Annotated in this window: 24 protein-coding genes; 16 read left to right on the top strand and 8 right to left on the bottom strand. The window is 65.6% G+C overall.

Going from position 1 to position 21350, the window contains the following annotated elements:
* Nucleotides 1-20: 20 nt before the first annotated feature.
* From ACLJPD_RS08575 to ACLJPD_RS08535, 9 genes are all read left to right on the top strand, one after another.
* Nucleotides 21-395, top strand: a complete 375-nt coding sequence (locus tag ACLJPD_RS08575; protein WP_410871317.1) for a hypothetical protein — start codon at nt 21-23, stop codon at nt 393-395.
* A 102-nt stretch (nt 396-497) separates the two neighbouring features.
* On the top strand, nt 498-2051 hold the full coding sequence (locus ACLJPD_RS08570; RefSeq protein WP_410871316.1) for a phage tail protein: 1554 nt from the start codon (nt 498-500) through the stop codon (nt 2049-2051).
* A gap of 28 nt (nt 2052-2079) precedes the next feature.
* Nucleotides 2080-3135 (top strand): hypothetical protein, encoded by a 1056-nt coding sequence (locus ACLJPD_RS08565; RefSeq protein WP_410871315.1) that lies wholly within the window; start codon nt 2080-2082, stop codon nt 3133-3135.
* A 6-nt stretch (nt 3136-3141) separates the two neighbouring features.
* Nucleotides 3142-4215 carry a hypothetical protein gene (locus ACLJPD_RS08560; RefSeq protein WP_410871314.1) on the top strand — a complete coding sequence of 358 codons (1074 nt, stop codon included), beginning with the start codon at nt 3142-3144 and terminating at the stop codon, nt 4213-4215.
* The gene (locus tag ACLJPD_RS08555; RefSeq protein WP_410871313.1) at nt 4212-5252 is read left to right on the top strand and encodes a hypothetical protein; all 1041 of its coding nucleotides are present in this window, start codon (nt 4212-4214) and stop codon (nt 5250-5252) included. Before ACLJPD_RS08560 ends, ACLJPD_RS08555 begins: the two co-directional genes overlap by 4 nt.
* A gap of 41 nt (nt 5253-5293) precedes the next feature.
* Nucleotides 5294-6577, top strand: a complete 1284-nt coding sequence (locus ACLJPD_RS08550) for a hypothetical protein (protein WP_410871312.1) — start codon at nt 5294-5296, stop codon at nt 6575-6577.
* Between the two features lie 205 nt (nt 6578-6782).
* Nucleotides 6783-7223: a hypothetical protein gene (locus tag ACLJPD_RS08545; RefSeq protein WP_410871311.1), complete on the top strand. Its 441-nt coding sequence runs from the start codon at nt 6783-6785 to the stop codon at nt 7221-7223.
* Between the two features lie 153 nt (nt 7224-7376).
* Nucleotides 7377-7631 (top strand): antitoxin, encoded by a 255-nt coding sequence (locus ACLJPD_RS08540; RefSeq protein WP_410871310.1) that lies wholly within the window; start codon nt 7377-7379, stop codon nt 7629-7631.
* Nucleotides 7628-7930, top strand: coding sequence for a TA system VapC family ribonuclease toxin (locus ACLJPD_RS08535; protein ID WP_410871309.1), 303 nt, complete (start codon nt 7628-7630; stop codon nt 7928-7930). The genes ACLJPD_RS08540 and ACLJPD_RS08535 overlap by 4 nt, the downstream gene beginning before the upstream one ends.
* Nucleotides 7931-8090: 160 nt before the next feature.
* Here ACLJPD_RS08535 and ACLJPD_RS08530 read toward each other — a convergent pair whose 3' ends face one another.
* Nucleotides 8091-8672, bottom strand: coding sequence for a cysteine hydrolase family protein (locus ACLJPD_RS08530; protein WP_410871308.1), 582 nt, complete (start codon nt 8670-8672; stop codon nt 8091-8093).
* 76 nt (nt 8673-8748) lie between these two features.
* Between ACLJPD_RS08530 and ACLJPD_RS08525 the strand changes: the two genes are divergently transcribed.
* Nucleotides 8749-9723 carry a GlxA family transcriptional regulator gene (locus tag ACLJPD_RS08525; protein ID WP_410871307.1) on the top strand — a complete coding sequence of 325 codons (975 nt, stop codon included), beginning with the start codon at nt 8749-8751 and terminating at the stop codon, nt 9721-9723.
* A gap of 165 nt (nt 9724-9888) precedes the next feature.
* Here the strand turns inward: ACLJPD_RS08525 and ACLJPD_RS08520 are convergent, their stop codons facing one another.
* The 4 genes from ACLJPD_RS08520 to ACLJPD_RS08505 all read right to left on the bottom strand — a co-directional run bounded on the left by ACLJPD_RS08520 (nt 9889) and on the right by ACLJPD_RS08505 (nt 13717).
* Nucleotides 9889-10257 carry a hypothetical protein gene (locus tag ACLJPD_RS08520; protein ID WP_410871306.1) on the bottom strand — a complete coding sequence of 123 codons (369 nt, stop codon included), beginning with the start codon at nt 10255-10257 and terminating at the stop codon, nt 9889-9891.
* Nucleotides 10258-10268: 11 nt separating this feature from the next.
* Nucleotides 10269-10718 carry a hypothetical protein gene (locus ACLJPD_RS08515; RefSeq protein WP_410871305.1) on the bottom strand — a complete coding sequence of 150 codons (450 nt, stop codon included), beginning with the start codon at nt 10716-10718 and terminating at the stop codon, nt 10269-10271.
* Between the two features lie 57 nt (nt 10719-10775).
* Nucleotides 10776-11489: a helix-turn-helix domain-containing protein gene (locus ACLJPD_RS08510; RefSeq protein ID WP_410871304.1), complete on the bottom strand. Its 714-nt coding sequence runs from the start codon at nt 11487-11489 to the stop codon at nt 10776-10778.
* A 392-nt stretch (nt 11490-11881) separates the two neighbouring features.
* Nucleotides 11882-13717, bottom strand: coding sequence for an acyl-CoA dehydrogenase (locus ACLJPD_RS08505; RefSeq protein ID WP_410871303.1), 1836 nt, complete (start codon nt 13715-13717; stop codon nt 11882-11884).
* 211 nt (nt 13718-13928) lie between these two features.
* Between ACLJPD_RS08505 and ACLJPD_RS08500 the strand changes: the two genes are divergently transcribed.
* Nucleotides 13929-14570: an alpha/beta family hydrolase gene (locus ACLJPD_RS08500; RefSeq protein ID WP_410871302.1), complete on the top strand. Its 642-nt coding sequence runs from the start codon at nt 13929-13931 to the stop codon at nt 14568-14570.
* Between the two features lie 17 nt (nt 14571-14587).
* Here the strand turns inward: ACLJPD_RS08500 and ACLJPD_RS08495 are convergent, their stop codons facing one another.
* The 3 genes from ACLJPD_RS08495 to ACLJPD_RS08485 all read right to left on the bottom strand — a co-directional run bounded on the left by ACLJPD_RS08495 (nt 14588) and on the right by ACLJPD_RS08485 (nt 17304).
* Nucleotides 14588-15259 carry a class I SAM-dependent methyltransferase gene (locus ACLJPD_RS08495; protein WP_410871301.1) on the bottom strand — a complete coding sequence of 224 codons (672 nt, stop codon included), beginning with the start codon at nt 15257-15259 and terminating at the stop codon, nt 14588-14590.
* Nucleotides 15260-15279: 20 nt separating this feature from the next.
* Nucleotides 15280-16362: a DUF4185 domain-containing protein gene (locus ACLJPD_RS08490; RefSeq protein ID WP_410871300.1), complete on the bottom strand. Its 1083-nt coding sequence runs from the start codon at nt 16360-16362 to the stop codon at nt 15280-15282.
* 192 nt (nt 16363-16554) lie between these two features.
* Entirely contained in the window at nt 16555-17304 is a 750-nt protein-coding gene (locus ACLJPD_RS08485) for a crotonase/enoyl-CoA hydratase family protein (RefSeq protein WP_410871299.1), read from the bottom strand.
* A gap of 115 nt (nt 17305-17419) precedes the next feature.
* On the opposite strand from ACLJPD_RS08485, the gene ACLJPD_RS08480 reads away from it, so the two are divergent.
* The 5 genes from ACLJPD_RS08480 to ACLJPD_RS08460 all read left to right on the top strand — a co-directional run bounded on the left by ACLJPD_RS08480 (nt 17420) and on the right by ACLJPD_RS08460 (nt 21339).
* Nucleotides 17420-17737, top strand: coding sequence for a hypothetical protein (locus ACLJPD_RS08480; protein ID WP_410871298.1), 318 nt, complete (start codon nt 17420-17422; stop codon nt 17735-17737).
* 87 nt (nt 17738-17824) lie between these two features.
* Nucleotides 17825-18940 (top strand): dimethylsulfone monooxygenase SfnG, encoded by a 1116-nt coding sequence (sfnG, locus tag ACLJPD_RS08475; RefSeq protein WP_410871297.1) that lies wholly within the window; start codon nt 17825-17827, stop codon nt 18938-18940.
* A complete protein-coding gene (locus ACLJPD_RS08470) occupies nt 18940-20295 on the top strand; it encodes an acyl-CoA dehydrogenase family protein (RefSeq protein ID WP_410871296.1) in 1356 nt (451 codons plus the stop codon). Before sfnG ends, ACLJPD_RS08470 begins: the two co-directional genes overlap by 1 nt.
* Before the next feature lie 26 nt (nt 20296-20321).
* Nucleotides 20322-20849, top strand: a complete 528-nt coding sequence (locus ACLJPD_RS08465) for an NADPH-dependent FMN reductase (protein WP_410871295.1) — start codon at nt 20322-20324, stop codon at nt 20847-20849.
* On the top strand, nt 20842-21339 hold the full coding sequence (locus tag ACLJPD_RS08460; RefSeq protein ID WP_410871294.1) for a flavin reductase family protein: 498 nt from the start codon (nt 20842-20844) through the stop codon (nt 21337-21339). Before ACLJPD_RS08465 ends, ACLJPD_RS08460 begins: the two co-directional genes overlap by 8 nt.
* Nucleotides 21340-21350: the final 11 nt, after the last annotated feature.

Genomic DNA, 21350 nt, shown 5'->3' with positions numbered 1-21350 from the left:
CCCGTGATGGATGGTCTGCGATGGAGCCGTTGACGCAGCCGGATCCTGATCGGGAGTGGCATCAATGCTTTACGCCGGTGGACGACTCGGTGTTTGAGGGGTCCTGTAATGGGTCATCCGATTGCTACATGTGGGTAATTCAGTTCTACCGTCATAACTGGACGGGGCTCCTGAAGCACCTCGCGGGGCTCGACTGGCCCGACCCGTACTCTGTGCAGGTCTTGATCCGCGACGAGGAGGATGACTGCTTCGGGCTGTGGATGCTCCTCGGCGGAAAGATGACCGAAATTCCGTTGGTCAGCACTGAAAGGATCCCGAGTGATCAGTTGATCACGGGTGGTGTGCTGATCAGGCCGGAGAGGTATGCCGAGCCTTCTGGGAGCGAGTCGGACTGACTCCCCCCAGGGGGAGGTGGCGCTTCGCCTTGTCATTGAAAACCTCAACTCGAACGAGTTGGGGTTTTTTTGTACCCAAAATCAAGGAAAGGTGGTGGGAGGATGAGTGTTTGGGACCCGCATGCGGAATCGCGGCGGATGGATGAGATGTTTCGGGTCGAGCAAGATGATGCTCGGGATCAAGAGGTTCTGGTTCGGTACTGGGACAAGGACATGCAGGAGGTGGGGGAGGAGCGGAGTTATCTGTCGTTGCAGGTGAGTTTTCCGCGGAACTCGGCCGGCGGGTTGAAGATGATCTGTCCGCGCGACATGGTGCACTTCGACCATCTGTTCGGCAATCATGCGGACACAACCCTGCCGATCACCGTGAACACCAGGGGTTTTCGGTGGGACGGGTACATCACCAAGGCTTCGATCGTTCGGGACGACAACGGTGTCGAGACCGTGGACATCGAGGCGATTCACGCGTGGAACCATGTGTCGACGATCTGCTGCTGGGCGAGTCCGTTCGCGCCGGTGCTCGCGCAGTTCCCTCGTCACCACATCCTGTTCGGGCCCGTTCGGACGCTGGTGACGACGTACCTGACAACGAATCTGATGCGGCTGCAAGGGAATACGACGTTTCCGATCGCGGTCGTTCCGGTCGACCCGCGGACCGACACCAGTCGGTGGAGCGCGGCTTCGGCGCGATTCGATATGGCGGACAAGCTGTTCCAGCCGATGCTCGAAGACTCGGGGGTGATGTTGACAGCTCGGTTCTTCCTGCCAGGAGAGGACGAGCAGCCGGCGCCCGAGTGGTTCTACCTCGACAAGCCGACCGTGGTGTTGGAGACGGTGGACAAGTCGGGTGTTACGGGCCCGACCGGGTCGCTGCTCGACGGAATCCTCTCGTGGTTCGAGGAATTCGCCGATGACGGCACCACGCCGATGCGGTATCCGAAGTTCGACTCGACCAACGAGTACGAAGCTGTGTACGGGACGCCGGGCAAGTTCGGCACCATGCGGAATCTGCCGTGGGTGTGGTACTTCGAGGGTGAGTATTCCGGGATCGGCGCCTCCGAGATCGCCCTGCACAAACCGACGGCGACCGACATCATCGTCGGTGGTCGTTCGCCGGGCTGGGTGAACGCAGGCATCGAGATGGCGATCAAGGGACTGCTGTCGCTGATCGGCCTCGACTGGCTCTATCGCGGCCAGCTCGACGATGTGTTCCTCGCCTGGATGGTCTACCGGGATATGGCTCGGGTCGACAAAGCAGGCCCCTACGCCTTCCGCGAGGTGTTCATCACCGGCAGCGACAAGGCGTTCACGCTCGACGGGTTCGTCGCCGCTCGGCAGGGCCTGCATCTGTCGCGGGGTTACACCAGTCACAAGGTGACAATCCAGGACAACGCGCCCTACCTCATCGGCCGTGACTTCGGTGTGGGCGACCAGATCGGGTTCGCCATGGGCGAGAAGGTGTTCACCGACTTCGTCACCGAGCTCACCTTCACCGACGACCGCGAAACCGCGGCGTCGTGGCAGATCACCGTGGGTGACGGGTCCGACGAAGAGGACTCGGTCGTCAAGGCGTGGCAGCGGCTCGGCCGGGTGGCGTCGGCGATCAAGGACCTGTCCACCGACGTGGGGGCCGACATGGACCTGCTCATTTTCTGAGCGGCCCGCCAATCGAAAGGAGAGATCTATGGCAGACATCAGTTTCGCCGCGCGGCTGCGCGCGGATCGTCAGACCGATATCGACGGGTTGCCGTTGCTGACCGCGCGGGTCGAGCTGGCGCCGGAGGTGGCGGACCTGCCGCTGCCCGGCGGGCCGGCCGGAACCGCGGGTGCGCGTGGACGTCCGCGGACATCGTTTCGCAAGATGGGCGTGCTGGCCGACAGTGCCGCGCGACCGACGGGCCTCGGCCCGGAGGATCGGGGCAAGTGGTGGCACCGGCTCGACGACAACGGCATGGACGTGTGGACCGAAGCGGGGTGGGTGCACTCGGTCGACGCTGTGGGACCGGCGGGTCCGGTGGCCGAAACCAACAGCATCACGGTCACCGACACCGTCAATGAACCCGCGTTGATCGAACCGGCGTTGGAGGTCATCGGCCGTGCCGCTGACCAGCAGCTTCGGGCCACAGTTCCCGCGGGTCTGCGTGGTCCGGCCGGTCCGCCCGGTGACTCCGGGACCATCACCGAAGCCGATGACTACGAGACCACCAACGGGCCGAGCCACGGCGGCGTTTTCGCCTACGACCGTGCCAGCCGTCGATTCCGTTCGGCGCCGGCGCCGTTGGGCTCGGGGCCATGGGGGTGGTACCACGAGGACTTCCTCGGCGAACACGTCGCAGCGGTCAGCCGGATCGACGGCGGCACCTTCACCATCCCCGCGCAGCCGTTCCGGTGGCGACCCCTCGTGTACGGCCATATGGCCGCGTACTCGAAAACGGTCAGTCAGTCCGCCGAGCTGACGGTCCGGCTCGGTAGCGCGCAGGGCCCGATCGTCGCGACCGGCACCGCGTTCGGGGTCGGCGCGCCGGGCGCCTGGATGTACGTGGCGCTGTTCCCGTGCCTGCGCGACGGTACCACCGCCAAGGCGCTCTCGCCGAGCTCCGACTTCGCGACAGTTCCGGCTGGTCAGCCGGGACACCTCGTGGTGTCGGTCGAGCGGATCGGGACCGGCCCCGACTCCGACCAGATCGGGTTCACCCCGGTAGGAGCTTCGCTCGTCGCCTTCGCCGAGCCCACGGAATGAGATGAAATGAACTCGGTAGGAAACTATTTCGACGCAACACTGATCCGGGGACTGGACGAGGGACTCGGCACGCCCGGACTCGTGCAGGCCCTGCACGGCACACCACGGGACGGCAGCCTGGAACTGACGACCGGCGCGACCGGACCGCAGGGTCCCGACGGTGAGCCCGCGCGGCCGTTTCGCTGGGAAGGCGACATCGCCGACCACGCGGCCCTGAGTGCCCTGACCACGAAATTGGGCATCGCCCATGCCGGTAAAGCCTGGCGGGTGGTTTCGTCCGGGGCACTGGCGTACTGGAACGGCACCGGCATGGACACCTTTGCCGATGCCTTCGGCGCGCTGGGGCCCGAAGGCGAGTCGTGTTCGTTCACGATGGGAAGCGTCACCACCGGTCCGGCGGGTTCCGACCTCCATGTGACAGTCAGTGGCACGGCGCCGAACCTGGTACTGGATATTGTCGTGCCCCGGGGTGTAAAAGGACTCGAGGGGCCGGTCGGCCGCCCAGGTCCGATTCGTCAGGCCGCGGATTACGCCGACGGTTCGCACCCTGACAAGGCGGTGCCCGTCTGGAGCGCGACAACGAATAAATGGTCAGGACGACCCTATCCAGGGCTGCGTGGACCGTGGACCATTGTCGGGGATCGAGCGTGGGACGGTGGTCCAGGGTTCGCGCCGTCACAATTCTCGGTATCAGCCACGTCGCTGGTGGTCGCAACGCTGAAGGTCCCCGCGCAAGACACCGCGTGGCTTCCGATGATCACCGGTGGCGTGGTTGTCCGCCCACATGGAACTGCCAGCGAATTCGGCACCCGCGTCGACGCCGCCGTGCATATCGGCTCGGCGACAGGGCAGACCGTCGCGTTGGGCACCGGGTACACCACCGGCCTGCAGACACGAGCACGGTTTCAGCCGCACTTCGGCGCGCGCAACATCACCCCGGCGAGCACAGTGGGTGTCATTCCAGCAGGCCAGGCGGCCACGCTCGTCGTGGTCCTGCATCGCACCGGTTCTTCGAATTTCGAGTATCAGATGGCCGGCGCGGAAATCGTGTGCACGGCCCGACCCGTGGGGGTGCTGTGAACGACGACGAGGTGACAACCGTCTTCGACCAGGGTGTCACGATCACCATGCGTGGAGTGGCCGATTCGGTCGGTCTGCCCTACACCGTGAATCCGGTCGAGATCGTTGACCGGGAAGTCCTGATCGAACTGCGCGAGGGACCGGTCGGTGTCCAAGGGGTCGAAGGCGCCGCGGCGTGGCCGTGGGCATGGCAGGGCGATATCGCCGATGCCGCCGCCTTGTCAGCGCTCGGACTGACCACTTCCGATGCCCGCAAGGCTTGGCGCGTCGTGTCGGAGAACGCGATCTACTACTGGACCGGCACCGAGTTCATCGCCTTCGACGATGCGTTCCGGCAGCCGGGACGCCGGGGCGCGGTGAACGTGCTCGCCGGTGTCGCCCTGGCCGGTGTTGCCGGATCGGCCGCCTCGGCGCGAATCCTCGGGTCGGCGCCGAATCAGCAGTTGGAGATCACCTTTCCGCGAGGTGAGCAGGGAGTGCCGGGTGCGCCCGGCACCGCGGGACGGATCGCCGACGCGTCCGACGTGCTCGTCACCGAGGAGAATCCGCTCGGTCAGGGGTATGTGCTCGGATTCGACAGCACCACGGAGAAGTTCGTGCCGATCCCCTCGCCTCGCCTGCGCGGACCGTGGACGATCGGCAACAACCAATTCCTCAACGCGCAAAATCTCAAAGAAGACTGGAAGGTCTTGGCAGCCATCACGATTCCGGCACAGCCTGCGCCGTGGCGGCCGTGGATCGAAGGTGCGGTCGGACTTTCCTCCAACGCGCCGACCCGCTGCGACGTGACGGTGCGCATCGGCGCGCACGACGGCGAAGTGGTCGCCCGTGGCTGGGGCCACTGGGAATCGCGTGCAGGGCACGTGCTGGTTTCCCCGGGATTCGAATTCCCGCTCGAGCCAGGAACTCAGATCGGGATCGTGCCTGCCAATCAAACCGTCACCCTCTACGTTGTCGCCACCCGCGCGGCAGGCGGCGGTACGTACTCGGTCCACGGCAACTTCTCCCACCTCCAGGTTCGCGCGCTGCCCGTCTGACGCGGCGCACCCTCGCACACCATTTCGAAAGGTATTGAGCCATGGCTGATCTGCCTCCGCTCGAGTACGGCAAGGTCGTCGGGCGATTTCTCGCCAACGTGATCGACGGCCCCGACCTCGGCGACCTGCCCGAGTTCCCGCCGCTGAGCGGCACCATCACCTTCAGCGCCGACGCGCCGAAGATCCTTGTTCGCAACGCGCAGCCCGCGCCGGCGACCTATGTCCAGCTTCCACAGCACTATGAGTGCCAACTCGACGAGTTCGGCTATCTGACCTGGCGCGGAAAGCGCGGTGTGCGCCTGGTCGCACCAGGGCCCGCGACCAATCCGTCCGAATGGACATGGCGCGTTTCGTTCGATCTGTCCTACGACGGTGAGCGAATCCCGTTGGAACCATTCAGCTTCCAGGTTCCCAAGTATGTTTCCGGACCGAACCCGGAAAGCCCCGATGCGGGCTCTACCGGCCTGGTCGACCTGACCCTCGCGGCTCCGGTGCCGGCTTCGTCAGGCAACGCTGTCGTTGTCGGGCCTGCGGGTCACGGCATCCAGATCGACGGACAGGCTGACACCTATCCGCAGCTGCCGCCCACGCCCCCGGACGGTAGCCAGTACATCGTCAAATCCGATGGGCTGCTGTACATCTACCGAACTGTCGGTGGTTGGACACCGAACGGTCAGGGCATTGTCGTGCGTGGTCCGTCGGGGACCACGCTGTGGAGCGGCATCTCGGGAAAGCCCGTCACCTTCGCACCGGTCATCGGGGATACCGCCACGACCGCGGTCGCCGGTGACGACCCGCGGCTGACGAACGCTCGGACACCGACGCCGCACACCCATCCGGTCGGCCAGTTGACCGGAACAAGTCTGCTGGGCAGTGCTCTGCTCACCGCTGCGGATGACGCGGCAGTTCGCACCGCGATCCATGCCGTGGCCGACTCGGATCCGCGATTGACGAATGCGCGTACTCCTACCGTGGCGGGACAGGCGTACGACATCGCCATCAAGTCGCACGGGGGAAACCGGGCCGTCGGCGCGGGAAACACTGTGCCGGAAGGTATTCGGATCGAGCGCGCGCTGATGGTGTCGAAGGTGACCTACCGCGGCGAGACTGCGGGCACCGGCAATCTCGTCGTTGAGCTGCGCAAGAACGGCGTTGCTGTCGCGGGGGCCACTGCGACGATCAGTGCGGCAAACCATGCGCTCGACACCAGTCTGACCGGGGCGTGGACCTTCGCTGTCGGTGACCGGGTCACGGTGCAGATCACCACCGTCGACAGTCCTGCCGGGCGTGGTCTGCAGGCGAGTCTGGCGGGGGTGACCATCTGATGCCGACCATGTTCCTCGGGGGGCCGGTGCTGATGTGGCAGCCCCTCGAAACCCGTCCGGAACCGGAAAGTCCCGACGGTACGCCCTACTGGAAGAGTGCGGAGTCCGGCTACCCCGGTGCAATCACCGAACCCGTGCCGGAACCTGAGCCGGAACCTGTTCCCGAAGAGCCCGCCGAGCCGCCGCAAGAGGAGGTGGGGAGCTGATGCCACATATCTTTGCCGGCGGCGAAGCTCCGTTCAGCCCGTCTGCGATGACGAAGAACGGCAATGTAGTGACCGGTGCCAACAGCGTATGGACCGTCGTAGGCGGCTGGAACGCTGACACCGTCGGCTATCCAGGCTCCGTGGTATCCGGCAACGGGCTACAGACACAGGGTGGTTCCGCCGCTGCGCCATTGGCTGCCGCAGTCGCATTCTCAGGGGCCGGGATGAACGGTACCTTCCAAGCCAGATTGCTGGTAGGCACCGCAGTGGTTGCTACCGGTACCGCCGTCACGGGAATGAGCGGCACGATGGTGGTGAACACAACTGCGGCGATCGCCGCGGGCGATGTAGTGACTGTCGAGGTAACGCACAACATCAGTTCGCAGTTCTGGTATGCGACGATCACCGGCGGTGCGGTCACTTTCCTGCGGATCGGCTGACTGTCGTCGCCGGTCGGCTGGCGCTCGCGATACGTCCTACAGCGAATCGGCCCGCGCTCCTAAAACCGGAGCGCGGGCCGATTTGTCGTATCGGCCTAGATGTGCGCCGATTTGATGCTGTGGCATCAAATGGGGTGATGTTCTGATGACAGTATGCGAACCACGGTAACCCTTGACCCCGATGTCGCAGCACTGATTGCGAAGCGGATGCGTGAGACGGGCACCTCCTTCAAGAAGGCGCTCAACGATGCTGTCCGCGCGACTCTTTCGTCACAACCCACGCGCACCGAGGTTCAGTTGCCGACGAGGAACCTGGGTGCGCCGATGATTGACCTGGACAAGGCGCTGCAGTTGGCTGCCTCGCTCGAGGACGAAGAGATCGTGCGCAAATTGGAGATGGGTAAGTGAAGGTTGTCGACCTGAATGTGCTGCTGTACTCGGTCGATGTCAACTCGCCGCATCATGCTGATGCGCATGGCTGGCTGACGAAGGCGCTGAACGGGCAGGAACCGATCGGTTTTTGCTGGGCAGTTCTGCTCGGTTATGTCCGGATCAGTACGAATCCGCGAATCTTCCCCAACGCTGCGACGTCGGTTGAGGCTATCGACGATGTCCGAACCTGGCTCGGTAGCGAGATTGCGGTGGTTGTCGGCCCGGGGACAGGGCATCTGGATTTGCTCGACGGCATCCTGCAGAGGGTGGGATAGCTGGAAACCTCGTGACTGACGGCCATATCGCCGCTCTTGCGGTCGAATTGGGTGCTGAGGTTGCCACCTTCGACAACGAGTTCCACCGGTTCGACGGCGTGCGCGTATTCCGGCCCGCGGGGTAGCCGGCTGGAAACGGCGCCCCCGCGGCGAGCAGCGGTCACACCGACAGGTTTGACTGGTTGTCGACGACGATTCCGTAGAGGTCGGTGATGGTGGCCAGGGCGCTGTCGTGGAGTTGGGCGGCGGGGACCTTGCCGAGGGGGCGGGTGGCGCAGGCGTTGGCGACGATGGTGGGGGTGTTGCCTCGGAGGAAGGCTCCTTCGGAGGTGAAGGTGACGCACATGTGGGTCATGAAGCCGATGATGATGAGGTTCGTGTTGCCTGCCGCGTCGACCAGGTCGGCGAGATTGGTTCCGACGAAGGCGTTGGGGGCGGCCTTAACGACGATGGGCTCGTCGGCGGTGGGGGCTACCTTGGGGTGGATCTGGCCGATTTCGGCGGTGACGTCGTAGGGCGTTCCTACGCCGCTGTCGTGGATGACGTGGATGATCTCGGTGCCGGATTTCCTTGCTGCGGTAAGTAGTTCGGCGGCTACATCGAGGGCTGGCTCCCAGCCGGTCAGTTCCATGACGCCCTGGGTGTAGGTGTTCTGGTAATCGACCAGGACGAGGGTGGAGGTGGTCAGGGATGCGGGGGTTTCGTCGAGGCCGTTGAGCGCGCGCAGGGTTGTGGAGGTCATGTGTTCCACGCTATGTGCGCCGGGTAATGTCGGCAATGACATGTAACCTGCAGATTCGGACATGGAGGGTGTGGTGGTGGCTGAGCGGCTCATCGTGATCGTGATGTTCGATCAGGTGGATCTGCTCGATGTCACGGGTCCGCCCGAGGTCTTCTCGCTGTTGCAGCGGGAGATGGATGAGCCGACGGGGTATCAGGTTGTGTTGGCCGCGGAGTCCATGGCGCCGGTGACGACCTCGGCGGGGGTTCGGATTCTGCCGGATGTGACGTTCGCCGAGGTGGGGCGGGTGGACACGGTGGTGGTGCCGGGGGCGGTGGAGACGGACAGTCGGCGGCGGGTCAGCGCGGTGGTCGATCCGGGGGTGGTCGCGGCGGTGTCGCGGTTGGCCGAGGGGGCTCGGCGGGTGGCATCGGTGTGTGTCGGTGCGCATATTCTGGCGGCGGCGGGGCTGCTCGACGGTAAGCGGGCGACCACGCATTGGTCGACGGCGCAGCAGTTGGCTGCCGAGTATCCGGCGGTCATCGTCGACGCTGACCCGATCTATATTCGCGACGAAAACGTTTGGACCGGTGCGGGACTCACGGCTTGTCTGGATCTCACGCTGGCGTTGGTGGCCGATGATTTCGGAGATGAACTGGCGTTGCGGGTCGCTCGCCAGTTGGTGATGTATCTGAAAAGGCCGAGTGGGCAGAGTCAGTTCAGTGTGTCGCTCGAGCCCGTGTCGACCACTCGGCGGATCGAGGAACTGCGGCACTACGTTTCGCGCAATATCGCGAACCCGCTCACGGTCACCGAGCTGGCCGAGCAGGTCCATGTCAGCGAACGCCAGCTCACGCGCATCTTTCGCACCGAACTCGGGATGACACCAGCGGCCTACATCGAGTCGGCGCGGGTGGAGGTGGCGCGGCATCGACTGGAGTCGAGCGACGAAACGCTCCAACGGGTCGCTGCCGCTAGCGGTTTCAACACCATCGACACACTCGCGCGCGCCTTCCGCCGCCAGCTCGACACCACCCCTAACGAGTACCGCCGCCGCTTCCGGATCGGGTGACTCTCTATGATCTCGGTCGGAACAATGTCGGTGATGGTATGAGCAACAAGGGGTTTCGAGAATGGGTATCGCGGAGGAATGGCCGACCGGGTCGGCGACGACGACGCTGTGGGGCATGACAGGGCTGCTGCAGCTGCTGCTGAGCGGCTCGGGGACCTGAGCGGGTCACCGATAGTTCTTGCCACTGTCTGTCTCACTCGGGTGACCAAGGGTGACCAGCACTAGGTGAACGATCCCACCACCTGATGAGTCGCGCGCGACCGCGTACCAAAGGCGACCACCGTCGGTGATCTTGTACTGCCATCGTTCGAATGTTTCACCACCGATGGTCACCTTGTTCAGGTCGCCGCGAAGCGGGTAGCACCGGTCGCAACGCTCCTGTGGGGTACGGGTGAGGAAGTCCCACGCATCAACCAATGCGTTGCGCGCGGTGGCGCGTGCGTCGACCCAGCCTTTCTCCGCCTCGCGTGTTGCGAAACGAATCTCGAACTCAACCTTCTTCAGCGGGCGTGAGGCAGCTCGGTCTTTGGACAAGTTGCGGGCCCCTACGGTCGCTCTACAACAGCGCTGTCGGTATCGATCCAGGTCAGGTCCCTATCCCCTGTTCGGGGCATGCCCGCCGCATACGCCTCGGCGGTTCCCGTCCAGCTCTGAACGCAATGCAGAAGGCGGGTGTATTCGCCCAGTTCCGCGGCGCTCCAGATCAACTCGGCTACTTCGGCGATGAACTCGGCTCGCTCGTTCGCGCTCAGTGTGTCTACCCAGGCGAAGGTGTCGCCGACCGCCTCGGCGACGTTGCCCTGTCGGCGGACCGCCGCACGCATCAGTCGGCTGGCCAACGCGATACCCGCGTCTTGACGGTCCAGGTGGCCCGCCCGCATCAGGATCAGATCTTCGGCGTCGCGGCGGGTGATCCGGACGATGCCGTCGCCGGCCTTCTCGACCACGTCTTTCGGGTGGCGAAGTAGTTCTGTGAAGGTTGCGGTAGTGCTCATGAAGCCAGGTTACACCCTATATCTGATGTTTATCTGATGTCTTCGTAGGTTGCTGTTTCATCGTGCGGGGATCAGGCGGTAGAGCCACCATGGGCGGCTGGGGAAGGCGGGGTCGTAGATGCGTAGCAGCATGCGGCGCTCCAGGCCGGTGCTGCGTTCGCGTAGGCGCAGGTGGCGGCGCGCGATGTCTTGGGGGCGCACTTCGCTGGTCCACACCGGATCCCAGTCGGGGGACGCGCTGCACGCCGAGGTGATGGCGGTGATGCGCTGGGTGGGGGCGAGGGGGGCGAGCATGCGGAAGGCGTGGACCAGGAGTTGGGCTTCGGTGGTCCAGTCGAGGTAGACCTTCTTCGCCGCGGGGTTGAGGAACATCCACTCGAGCATGTTCGCGCCGGCGCCGAGGCCGGGAAAGAGGCGCTGGTAATCGGAGTTCGCCGCGAGCATGTCCATGGTGGGGAAGCGGGTGAGACAGGCGGGGTGGGTGAGGCTGGCCAGGTCAGCGAGGTCTTCGGCCGACGGGGTGGTGGGAGTGGTGCCGGATTCGACGGCGGGCAGGCCGAGCACCAGGATGTGTTTGCGATACCACTGCGGCACGTCGAGGCTGTCGAAAAGCCGTTGCAGCATGGGGGGATTCGGGACGAGCGCCCCGGATTCGATCTGGCTGATCAGCAGTGGTGCGAGCTGGGTGCGGGTGGCGAGTTCGGTCCGCGCGAGTCCCGCGGCCAGTCGCCGTTCGCGCAAATACACACTGAGCGCAGTGCTTTGAGACATCCTTACCCCCGAGCCTCACCCCGACCGACGGTAGAACCCAGGGTACGCCGGGTGGGCAGCCGGATGGCGGGGAACCGGCGTCTGAAGAAGCTGCTCGGCGGCACGACCGCCGAGCGCGTCAGCGCGCTGGTCACCGCGTCGAAAGTGGCCTGAGCGGGCCTGTTCGCCCGGCGTTCATCTCGCCAAGGTTGTAGGTCACCATTCCGTGGTAGGAATGGCCGACCCACTTCTAAGGAGATTTTTCATGGATGGCCTGATGTACTTCCTCACGACGCTCGCGGCACTCTCCAGCGGCTCTGCCTAGGAGATCGCGCGGCTTCCTCCTCGGGGAAGACAAAACGGGCCGGAGCTGAATGCTCCGGCCCGTTTTCGCGTGGATCAGGTGAGAAAGCTCAGAAGGCGGCTTCGTCAAGTTCCATGATGTCGTTGTCCAGGTTGGTGAGGATCGCGCGGGTGGCGGTCAGCTCGGGCAGGACGTTGCGGGCGAAGAACTGCCCCGAGGCGACCTTGCCGGTGTAGAAGGCGACGTCGGTGCCGGTGGCGCCGTTGTCAAGGGCGTTCAGGGCGATCTCGGCCTGGTTGAGCAGCATCCAGCCGATGAACAGGTCGCCGACGGCCATCAGGAAACGCACCGAACCCAGGCCGACCTTGTACAGCTCGGTCGGCTGCTCCTGCGCGCCCATCAGGTGGCCGGTCAGGGTGGCGGCCATGGCCTGCACGTCCTCGAGCGCGGTGGCGAGCTGCTTGCGCTCGCCCTTGAGGCGCTCGTTGGCGGAGTCGGACTCCAGGAACTTCTGGATCTGGCCCGCCACGTGGGCCAGGGCCACACCGCGGTCACGCGCGATCTTGCGGAAGAAGAAGTCCTGCGCCTGGATGGCGGTGGTGCCCTCGTAGAGCGAGTCGATCTTCGCGTCGCGGATGTACTGCTCGATCGCGTAGTCCTGCAGGAAGCCCGAGCCACCGAAGGTCTGCAACGAATCGGTCAGGTACTGGTAGGCGCGCTCGGAGCCGACACCCTTGACGATCGGGAGCAGCAGGTCGTTCACGCGGAACGCGACGTCCTTGTCGGCACCCGAGACGACCTCGGCGATTTCCGGGTTCTGGTGTGCGGCGGTGTAGAGGTAGATCGCGCGCAGGCCCTCGGAGTAGGCCTTCTGCATGGCCAGCGAACGACGCACGTCGGGGTGGTGGGTGATGGTCACGCGGGGCGCGGCCTTGTCGGTCATCTGGGTCAGGTCGGCACCCTGGACACGAGTCTTGGCGTACTCGAGCGCGTTCAGGTAACCGGTCGACAGGGTCGCGATGGCCTTGGTGCCCACCATCATGCGCGCGTTCTCGATGACGTCGAACATCTGCGCGATGCCGTTGTGCACCTCGCCGACCAGCCAGCCCTTGGCGGGCACGCCGTGGCCACCGAAGGTGAGCTCACAGGTGGTCGAGGCCTTGATCCCCATCTTGTGCTCGACGTTGGTGACGAACACACCGTTGCGGTCACCGTAGGTCTCGGTGTCGAAGTCGAAGTGGGTCTTCGGGACGTAGAACAGCGACAGGCCCTTGGTGCCCGGTCCGGCGCCCTCGGGGCGAGCCAGCACCAGGTGCATGATGTTCTCGAACATGTCGTCGGAGTCGGCCGAGGTGATGAAGCGCTTGACACCCTCGATGTGCCAGGTGCCGTCTTCCTGCTTGATCGCCTTGGTGCGACCGGCGCCGACGTCGGAACCGGCATCCGGCTCGGTCAGCACCATGGTGGCGCCCCAGTTGCGGTCGGCGATCTTGGCCGCCCACTTCTTCTGCTCGTCGGTGCCGTTGTTGAAGAACACCTGCGCGAAGCCCGCGCCCGCGGCGTACATCTGGACGGGCGGGTTGGCGCCGAGCACCATCTCCGACAGGGCCCACGCGATGGCGGACGGTGCGCCGAGGCCGCCGAGCTCCTCGTTCAGCGGAACCTTGGCCCACTCGCCGTCTTCGAGCGCCTTGTAGGACTTCTTGAAGGACTCGGGCAGCTTGACGGTGTGGGTGTTCGGGTCGAACACGGGCGGGTTGCGGTCCGCGTCGGCGAAGGACTCGGCCAGCGGGCCCTCGGCCAGGCGGCGGACCTCGGAGAGCATTTCCTTGACGGTGTCGGTGTCCAGGTCGCCGAACGCGCCTGCGTCGAGCACCTTGCCGATGCCGAGAACCTCGAAGAGGTTGAACTCGAGATCGCGAACGTTTGCCTTGTAGTGGCCCATGTGACTACTCACTCTCCGTTGAGTTCTGGTGCGGTCGGTGGTGTGCCGTTCCCGCCCGTCGCCGGTTGTCCGCATGCTACTCGCGGGTAACTTATTCATCATATTACCGGTGGGTAATGGCTTCGGCAAAGGGGTAGGCGGCAATGTGATGTGAAAAACACGCGCGACTGCGGAAACGTTGCTCGCCGCGACCTCGGGGCTACCGTGAGGTGTGCGCATCGAGACGACTGCTGGACCGGCCGAGATCGAGCTCGACGAGGTGCGCGATCCGGCATTCCTGCTGGTTATCACGCATGGGGCCGGTGGTGGCGTCGATGCGAAAGATATTCTGGCCGTGCGAGATTCGGCCGTCGAAGCGGGTGGGACGGTAGCTCGGGTGGTGCAGCCCTATCGGGTTGCCGGTCGGCGGGCGCCGGGCAACGCCGACAAGCAGGACGAGGCCTGGCTGGAGATCGTGGCGGCTTTGCGGGCTCGATTCCCTGGGGTGCCGGTTGTTCAGGGGGGTCGCAGCAACGGGGCGCGGGTGGCGTGCCGGACCGCGGTGGAGGTCGGGGCCGTGGGCGTGATCGCGCTTTCGTTCCCGCTGCATCCGCCGGGCAAGCCCGAGAAGAGCAGGCGCGACGAGCTGCTGGCGCCAGGGGATATCGCGGTGGTGGTGATCAACGGGGGTAGTGACCCGTTCGGGGTGCCCGATGCCGCTGACGCCGCCGAAGTGCGGGTGATCCCGAAGCAGGCGCACTCGTTCCGCACGGGATTCGACGTCATCGCGGCGACGGTAACCCCCTGGTTCGCCCGCTGGACGGTTGATCACCAGGCCCTCAGGGCGGCATCGCCCGAGAAGGAAAATCCCTGACGGCCTGTTGATCTTGGTCAGTCGGTGAGCTCGGGGCGGGGGCGTTCGGCGATGAGCAGGGAGTCGATGGCGTCGGCGCCTTCGGTGGGGCGGAAGACCTCGTTGGCGAGGGTTATGGTGATGTCGTCGCGGGCCAGGTCGGCGCGGAGGTCTTCGGGGGAGAAGAGGATTTCGGGGTCCTGGGGGCCGCCGTAGCCGTCGGTGGTGTTGCGGGTGGCGTGGCCGAGGATCAGCAGCACGCCGCCGGGGGCGAGCATGGCTGACAGGTGGTGCAGGAGGGTGCGGCGTTCGTCGGCGGGGAGGTGGACGAAGACCATCAGGATCAGTTCGAAGGGGCCGGTGATGTCGGCGGATTCGAGATCGGTGATGTCGGCGGTTCGCCAGTCGACGCGGGACCGGACCGAACGCGACAGGCGGGCGGCGACCGTTCTGCCCTTGTCGATACCGACCTGGGAGAAGTCGACGGCCGTCACCTGCCAGCCGTGGGTGGCCAGCCAGAGTGCGTGGCGGCCCTCGCCGCAGGCAAGGTCAAGGGCGCGGGGGAGCGGCGGTGTGACGCCCGATTCGTCAGGGAGCAGGGGAATTCGGCGATCCAGGCCGTAGACGTGTTCTACGACGGTGCTGTTCGGCGGTGCGCCCCAAACCAATTCGCTGCGCGCATAGCGCTGGTCCCAATCCGCCGCGTCCATGCCTCGAGTGTAGGGGCCGCCTACAGCGTGGTGCGCATCAATACGACGTTGTACTGGGTGTGGATGGTGGTCATGAAGTACAGGTCGCGGCCGGTTTGGTACGGGAAGATCGACGGGGCGTAGGCGGTGGGGAGTTCGCGGGCGTCGATCAGGACTTCCGGGCCGCTCCACGGACCTGCGGGCGAGGACGCGCGGCGCATCACCACGGAGTTGAACGGGTCGGTGGTGAGGGAGACGAACTGGCCGAGGTGCTCGTTGTACATCACCGAGAGCTCGCCGACGCCGCCCATGATGGGCGCCGCCGCGTTCACGTCGTTGAGCCGCCACTCGCCGCCGTCCCAGTACTCGTAGGCGGCGAGGTTCTCGATCTGGGCTTCGGGGACGCGGGCGATGAAGGCGTCGTTGTTGCGGCCGGCGCGGGTGCCGTATTCGTAGACGAAGCCGCCGTCCTTGACGAAGCTGTTCATCTGGAAGTTGGCGTTGCCGCCCTCGTCGGGACGGCGGGTGTGGCCGAGATCGGCCCAGGTCTCGCCGTTGTCGGCCGAGGCGGCCAGGCCGGAGAAGCTGGTGGTCCACTCGCCGGGCGCGTCCCAGGTCTTCACCGACATCAGCGACATGTACTGCACGCCGTTGGCCGAGATGCCGGCGGTGGGGATGCGGCTGATCTCGAGGAACGGGATCTTGGGGCTGGGAACCAGGTCGCGTGCCTGGCCGATGACATCGCGCACCACACCGTCGAACATGATCCCGTCGGCCGGGTTCTTGTCATGGCTGCGGACCAGGATATTGGAGCGCCACGCCCACGTGCTGCCCGCGAGCAGATTGGGGAAACCGATGCCCGCGGTGTCGCCGAAGGCAGTGAGCATCTCGCCGCGCCCGTTGTCCCACATGATGCCGAGGTCGGTGCCGAGGACGTTGTAGTTCTGGGTGTTGTTGGGGCTGGCCATGCCGGTGACCTGGAACACCGCCTGCGTACGCCCGTGCAGCACGGGCAGGCCGTGGGTGCCGTTGAGCACCGGAATCGGGTTGATGGCGTTCGGGTTCGCGACGGCCGGCGGCGCGGCACTCACCAGCAAGGCCGTAGTACCTGCGAGCGCGGACATCAGGATGGATCCGGTCTTGTTCACAGGTGATGCGGCCTCCGGGTCGCGCCGAAAGCGGAGTACGTTCCAGGCTTTGCCGTCACGTACCACTCTTCGACTGGTCAGCGAATCGCAGCGATGCTAACAGTCGCTAACAGTGATGTGTGGTACATCCCTTGGGTAGTCGGCATGAATTTCTCGGTCGATTGCCTGTCAGTCGCTACTACCCATGGCCTTACGCAGCAGCAACGGCAGTTGGGCCATGCGCTCGGCGGCGAAGGTGGCGCGCGGATGACGGTGCCACGAGCGGTCGAACAGATGCTTGGCGGCGGCCACGGCGTTGCGGTCGCGGGCGGTGATGCGGTCGGCGAGGTCTTCCGCTGCCTCGAGCGGGTCGTCGGCGACGTCGGTGATCAGGCCGATGCGCAGCGCGTAATCGGTGTCGATCTGCTCGGCGGTCATCGTCAACAGCAGTGCCTGGTCGATGCCGATGAGCTGTGACAAGGCGGCGGGACCTGTCATATCGGGGACCAACCCGTGGGCGGCTTCCATCACCGAGAATTCGGCCGTGGGGGCGGCGATCCGGAAGTCGGCGGCCAAGGCGATCTGGAGGCCGCCGCCGAAACAGCGGCCGTGGATCGCGGCGATCACCGGGACGTCGAGGCGGCGCCAGGCCCAGCATGCTTCCTGGAAGGTGTTGGTGCCGCGCAGGGGGCGCGGGAGGAATTCTTTGACGATAGCCACCGGATTGCGGGTGGCGGCGGCGATATCGAGTCCGCTACTGAAACTCGGGCCGTTGCCGGCGATGATGACGGCGCGGGTTGTCTTGTTGTCGGCCACTTTTCGGGCCGCGTCCACCAGATCGCGAAGCATTTCCAGGGTGAGCCCGTTGTGTTTGCCCGGCCGGTTCAAGGTGACATAGGCGCGGTCGTTGTCGAAGCGGACGGTGATGTGGTCTCCCATGGCGCTATCTTACTCGTGAGTCAGTTCGAGTGGGTGGCCACGCGGACGACGGTGCGGCATGATCCGAACGCATCGCGCGTCGCCTCGATGCGCGACGATCGAGAGGACTCACCGAATGCGGACCTGTCTGATTACCGCGGCACTGCTCGCGCTGCCCGTGCTGTCGGCCTGCGGCAGTGGCGACGAGGCACCTGCGGTCACTCAGGCCGAGCTGTCGAAGTCGTTGCAGGACAAGGGGTTGCAGAACCCCGCGCTGGCCGACTGCGCGGCGCAGGTCTTCCTCGACTCGGGGATGTCGCAGGACGGGCTGCGGGTGATGGTGTCGAACGCGAAGTCCGACGATCCGGCGAAACTGCTCAGCGAGGGCGACTCGGCCAAGGTGGGTGCGGCGCAGTCGAAGATCGCGGCCGATTGCGTGCGTCTGGGGGGCTGACGCGTATCGATCGCGCCGATTCAAACCCTCGTCGGGGTCGGCTGCCGGTGTTGCACTGGATGAGCCGACGACGAGGAGGAACCGCCAGTGACCACGGAGAGAATCGCCGACCAGGTCTCATTCGCCTACTGGGTGCCCAATGTCAGTGGCGGGCTGGTGACCAGCGACATCGAGCAGCGAACCAGCTGGGATTTCGACTACAACAAGAAGCTCGCCCAGACCGCGGAACGCAACGGTTTCGACTACGCGCTCACCCAGGTGCGCTACACCGCCTCCTACGGTGCCGAGTTCCAGCACGAGTCGACCTCGTTCAGCCTCGCGCTGCTCGCCGCCACCGAGCGGCTCAAGGTGATCGCCGCGATCCATCCTGGACTGTGGCATCCGGCGGTGCTGGCCAAGTTCGGTGCCACGGCCGACCACCTGTCCGGCGGCCGGTTCGCGATCAATGTGGTGTCGGGGTGGTTCGCCGGTGAGTTCAAGGCGCTGGGCGAACCATGGCTCGAACACGACGAGCGGTACCGGCGCAGCGCCGAGTTCCTCGAGGTGATCCGCAAGATCTGGACCGAGGACGCGGTGAACTACGGCGGCGACTTCTATCGGATCCGTGATTTCACCTTGAAGCCGAAGCCGCTCAACACTCCCGAACGGCCCAATCCCGAACTGTTCCAAGGTGGTAACTCCACGGCGGCCCGGCGCAACGGTGGTCGCCATGCCGACTGGTACTTCTCCAACGGCAAGGACTTCGACGGTGTCACAGAGCAATTGGACGATCTGCGCGAGGTCGCCAGGGCGCACGATCGCGAAGTGAAGTTCGGGCTCAACGGGTTCATCATCGCCCGCGATACCGAGAAGGAAGCGCGCGACACCTTGCGCGAGATCGTCGAGAAGGCGAACAAGCCTGCGGTGCAAGGGTTTCGTGATGCGGTGCAGCAGGCGGGCGCGTCCACCGGTGACCGCAAGGGCATGTGGGCCGACTCCACGTTCGAGGACCTGGTCCAGTACAACGACGGATTCCGGACCGGGCTGATCGGCACGCCCGAGCAGATCGCCGAGCGGATCGTGGCCTACCGGGCGCGCGGTGTCGATCTGATCCTGGCCGGCTTCCTGCACTTCCAGGAAGAGGTCGAATACTTCGGCGCGAAGGTGCTGCCGCTGGTGCGCGAACTGGAGGCCGCCGCGACAGCGGTCGCGGCGGGACGCTGATGACAGTGGTGACCGCTGAGCGGATCACCACGGCGGATCAGGCGGTGCGGATCGCGACCGAGTTGGCCGTGGTGTTCGCCGCGGGTGCCGCTGAGCGGGACTTCTCGCGGCGCCTGCCGCACGAGGAGTTGGATCAGCTCTCGGCCAGCGGGTTGCTCGCGATCACGGTGCCCGCCGAGTTCGGTGGGGCCGATCTGCCGCCGAGTGTGGTCGCCGAGGTGGTGCGGATCCTGGCTGCGGCTGATCCGAACATCGCGCAGGTGCCGCACAGTCACTTCGTGTATCTGAATCTGTTGCGGCTGGCGGGAACTCGGACGCAGCGCCACGAGTTTTTCGGCAAGGTGCTCGCGGGTGCGCGGATCGCCAATGCGCAGTCCGAACGTGGTGGGGCGACGGTGGCCGACATTTCGACGGTGCTGCGGCCGATCGACGATACGAGCGCGAGCAATGCCGAGCGAGAACGTGTCGGGGCTCGGCGGTTTGTGGTCGACGGTACGAAGTACTACTGCACGGGGTCGCTGTTCGCCGACGTGCTCGCCGTATTGACCAGACTCGATGACCCACAGGGCATTTCAGGGCTGGAACCCGGTGAGTATGTAACCTTCGTGCCCGCGCTCGACCCGGGGGTGCGGATTGTGGACGACTGGAATGCGTTGGGGCAGCGAACAACCGGGAGCGGGACGGTCGAGTTCGCCGGGGTGGCGGTCGGGCGTGAACAGGTGGTCGCTCGGGCGTCCGCGGTGAACGCGCCGACTGGGTACGGGGCGTTCGCGCAGCTCCTGCACGCTGCGATCGATGCGGGTATCGCGCGCGGTGCGCTGGAGGCGGCGGCCGAGTTCGTGCGCACGCGCAGTCGGCCGTGGTTCGAGGCCGAGGTCACGCACGCGGCTGACGATCCGCTGGTCGTACAGCGGTTCGGGGAATTGGCTGTCGCCGTTGCGGCGGCGGAATCGACGTTGATCGTCGCGGGTGCGGCGGTGGACGCGGCGGTCCGGTCGGCGGCGGGCGCGGTGGATGTGGCGATTCGGTCGGCGGCGGACGCGGTGGATGTGGCTCGGTCGGCGGTGGTTCGGCGGTGTGAAGTCGCGGATGACGCGGGTCTCGATGGCGATGGCGCGCGGGCGTCGATCGCGGTCGCGACGGCCAAGATCCTCGCCGATCGTGCTGCGAACGAGGTGTCCGCGGCGATATTCGAAGTGGGCGGTACCCGCAGCGCCGCGGTCGAACATCGGCTCGACCACTTCTGGCGCAACGCGCGCACCCACACGCTGCACGACCCCGTGCGCTGGAAATACCAGCACATCGGGCGGGCCGTCCTGCACCACCGACCGCCGCCGCTACACGGCGTCATCTGAACTACCCTGCGAGACAAGGACATTCCATGACAGTGACGGTCGTCGTCGGCAACCCGAAACCCGCCTCGCGCACGCTCGCCGCGGCCGTGCAGGTCGCGCGGGCGCTGCGCCCAGATACCGAACCCGCCGTGATCGACCTGGTCACCCTCGGTCCCGGCCTGCTCGGCTGGGGTGACCCGGCGGTAGCGGCGGCCGCGCGCACCGTGGCGTCGTCCGAGCTCGTCGTGTTCGCCAGTCCGACCTTCAAAGCCACCTACACCGGACTGCTGAAACTGTTCCTCGAACAGTTCGACGGCGGTACCGGGCTCGCAGGCGTGGTGACCGTGCCGGTGATGCTCGGCGCGGGGCCGACCCACGCGCTCGCGCCGGACCTGCTGCTCAAACCCGTTCTGGTGGAGATCGGTGGCACCGCGGCGCTGCCGGGGCTCTATCTGTCCGACCGAACTTTCGGTGAGGACGGCGTCATCGAGGAATACGCGCGGCGATGGGGACCCGTCGTCGCGGCACTGACAGACCCGGCCATCGTGGCGCTGGAGGCGACGAATCATGCATGAGCTCTTGGACTTTCCCGCCGACGGCAACGGTTTACGCCGTGCCTTCGCAAATTTTCCCAGCGGTGTGGTGGCCGTGTGCGCCGAGATCGACGGCATCCCACACGGTTTGGCGGTGAGCACCTTCGTGCCCGTGTCCCTCGATCCGCCGCTCGTCTCGTTCTGCGTGCAGCACTCGTCGTCGACCTGGCCGAAGCTGGCCGGCGCCGGTCACCTCGGCCTGAGCCTGCTCGGCACCGACCAGCAGGCCGCGGCCAAGGCCCTCGGCGCCCGCAACGGCGATCGCTTCCGCGAAACCGCCCTGCACCGCGGCACCGGCGAGGCGGTGTTCATCGACGGTGCGACGGCCTGGATCGAAGGAGTGCCGGAAACTCAGGTCAGCGCAGGCGACCATCTCGTCGTGATCCTGCGCGTGAACCGGGTCGCCGCCCGCGAGGACATCGACCCACTGGTGTTCCACGGCAGCAAGTTCCGGACCCTGCACACCGGGTGAAGGTCGGCGCC

It is taken from the genome of Nocardia sp. A7, from assembly GCF_046549215.1.
In the GTDB taxonomy this organism is placed as follows: domain Bacteria; phylum Actinomycetota; class Actinomycetes; order Mycobacteriales; family Mycobacteriaceae; genus Nocardia.
Note: the sequence above shows the minus strand (reverse complement) of the source record. Positions and strands in the feature narration are given on the sequence as shown.

Excerpts from the sequence above, each read along its gene's own strand:
- ACLJPD_RS08470 (WP_410871296.1), top strand. The coding sequence starts at position 18,940 with ATGACAGTGGTGACCGCTGAGCGGATCACCACGGCGGATCAGGCGGTG.
- ACLJPD_RS08490 (WP_410871300.1), bottom strand. The coding sequence starts at position 16,362 with ATGTCCGCGCTCGCAGGTACTACGGCCTTGCTGGTGAGTGCCGCGCCG.
- ACLJPD_RS08530 (WP_410871308.1), bottom strand. The coding sequence starts at position 8,672 with ATGACCTCCACAACCCTGCGCGCGCTCAACGGCCTCGACGAAACCCCC.
- ACLJPD_RS08550 (WP_410871312.1), top strand. The coding sequence starts at position 5,294 with ATGGCTGATCTGCCTCCGCTCGAGTACGGCAAGGTCGTCGGGCGATTT.
- ACLJPD_RS08540 (WP_410871310.1), top strand. The coding sequence starts at position 7,377 with ATGCGAACCACGGTAACCCTTGACCCCGATGTCGCAGCACTGATTGCG.
- ACLJPD_RS08480 (WP_410871298.1), top strand. The coding sequence starts at position 17,420 with ATGCGGACCTGTCTGATTACCGCGGCACTGCTCGCGCTGCCCGTGCTG.
- ACLJPD_RS08560 (WP_410871314.1), top strand. The coding sequence starts at position 3,142 with ATGAACTCGGTAGGAAACTATTTCGACGCAACACTGATCCGGGGACTG.
- ACLJPD_RS08575 (WP_410871317.1), top strand. The coding sequence starts at position 21 with ATGGAGCCGTTGACGCAGCCGGATCCTGATCGGGAGTGGCATCAATGC.
- ACLJPD_RS08515 (WP_410871305.1), bottom strand. The coding sequence starts at position 10,718 with ATGAGCACTACCGCAACCTTCACAGAACTACTTCGCCACCCGAAAGAC.
- ACLJPD_RS08510 (WP_410871304.1), bottom strand. The coding sequence starts at position 11,489 with ATGTCTCAAAGCACTGCGCTCAGTGTGTATTTGCGCGAACGGCGACTG.
- ACLJPD_RS08485 (WP_410871299.1), bottom strand. The coding sequence starts at position 17,304 with ATGGGAGACCACATCACCGTCCGCTTCGACAACGACCGCGCCTATGTC.
- ACLJPD_RS08505 (WP_410871303.1), bottom strand. The coding sequence starts at position 13,717 with ATGGGCCACTACAAGGCAAACGTTCGCGATCTCGAGTTCAACCTCTTC.
- ACLJPD_RS08545 (WP_410871311.1), top strand. The coding sequence starts at position 6,783 with ATGCCACATATCTTTGCCGGCGGCGAAGCTCCGTTCAGCCCGTCTGCG.
- ACLJPD_RS08565 (WP_410871315.1), top strand. The coding sequence starts at position 2,080 with ATGGCAGACATCAGTTTCGCCGCGCGGCTGCGCGCGGATCGTCAGACC.
- ACLJPD_RS08465 (WP_410871295.1), top strand. The coding sequence starts at position 20,322 with ATGACAGTGACGGTCGTCGTCGGCAACCCGAAACCCGCCTCGCGCACG.
- ACLJPD_RS08570 (WP_410871316.1), top strand. The coding sequence starts at position 498 with ATGAGTGTTTGGGACCCGCATGCGGAATCGCGGCGGATGGATGAGATG.
- ACLJPD_RS08460 (WP_410871294.1), top strand. The coding sequence starts at position 20,842 with ATGCATGAGCTCTTGGACTTTCCCGCCGACGGCAACGGTTTACGCCGT.
- ACLJPD_RS08495 (WP_410871301.1), bottom strand. The coding sequence starts at position 15,259 with ATGGACGCGGCGGATTGGGACCAGCGCTATGCGCGCAGCGAATTGGTT.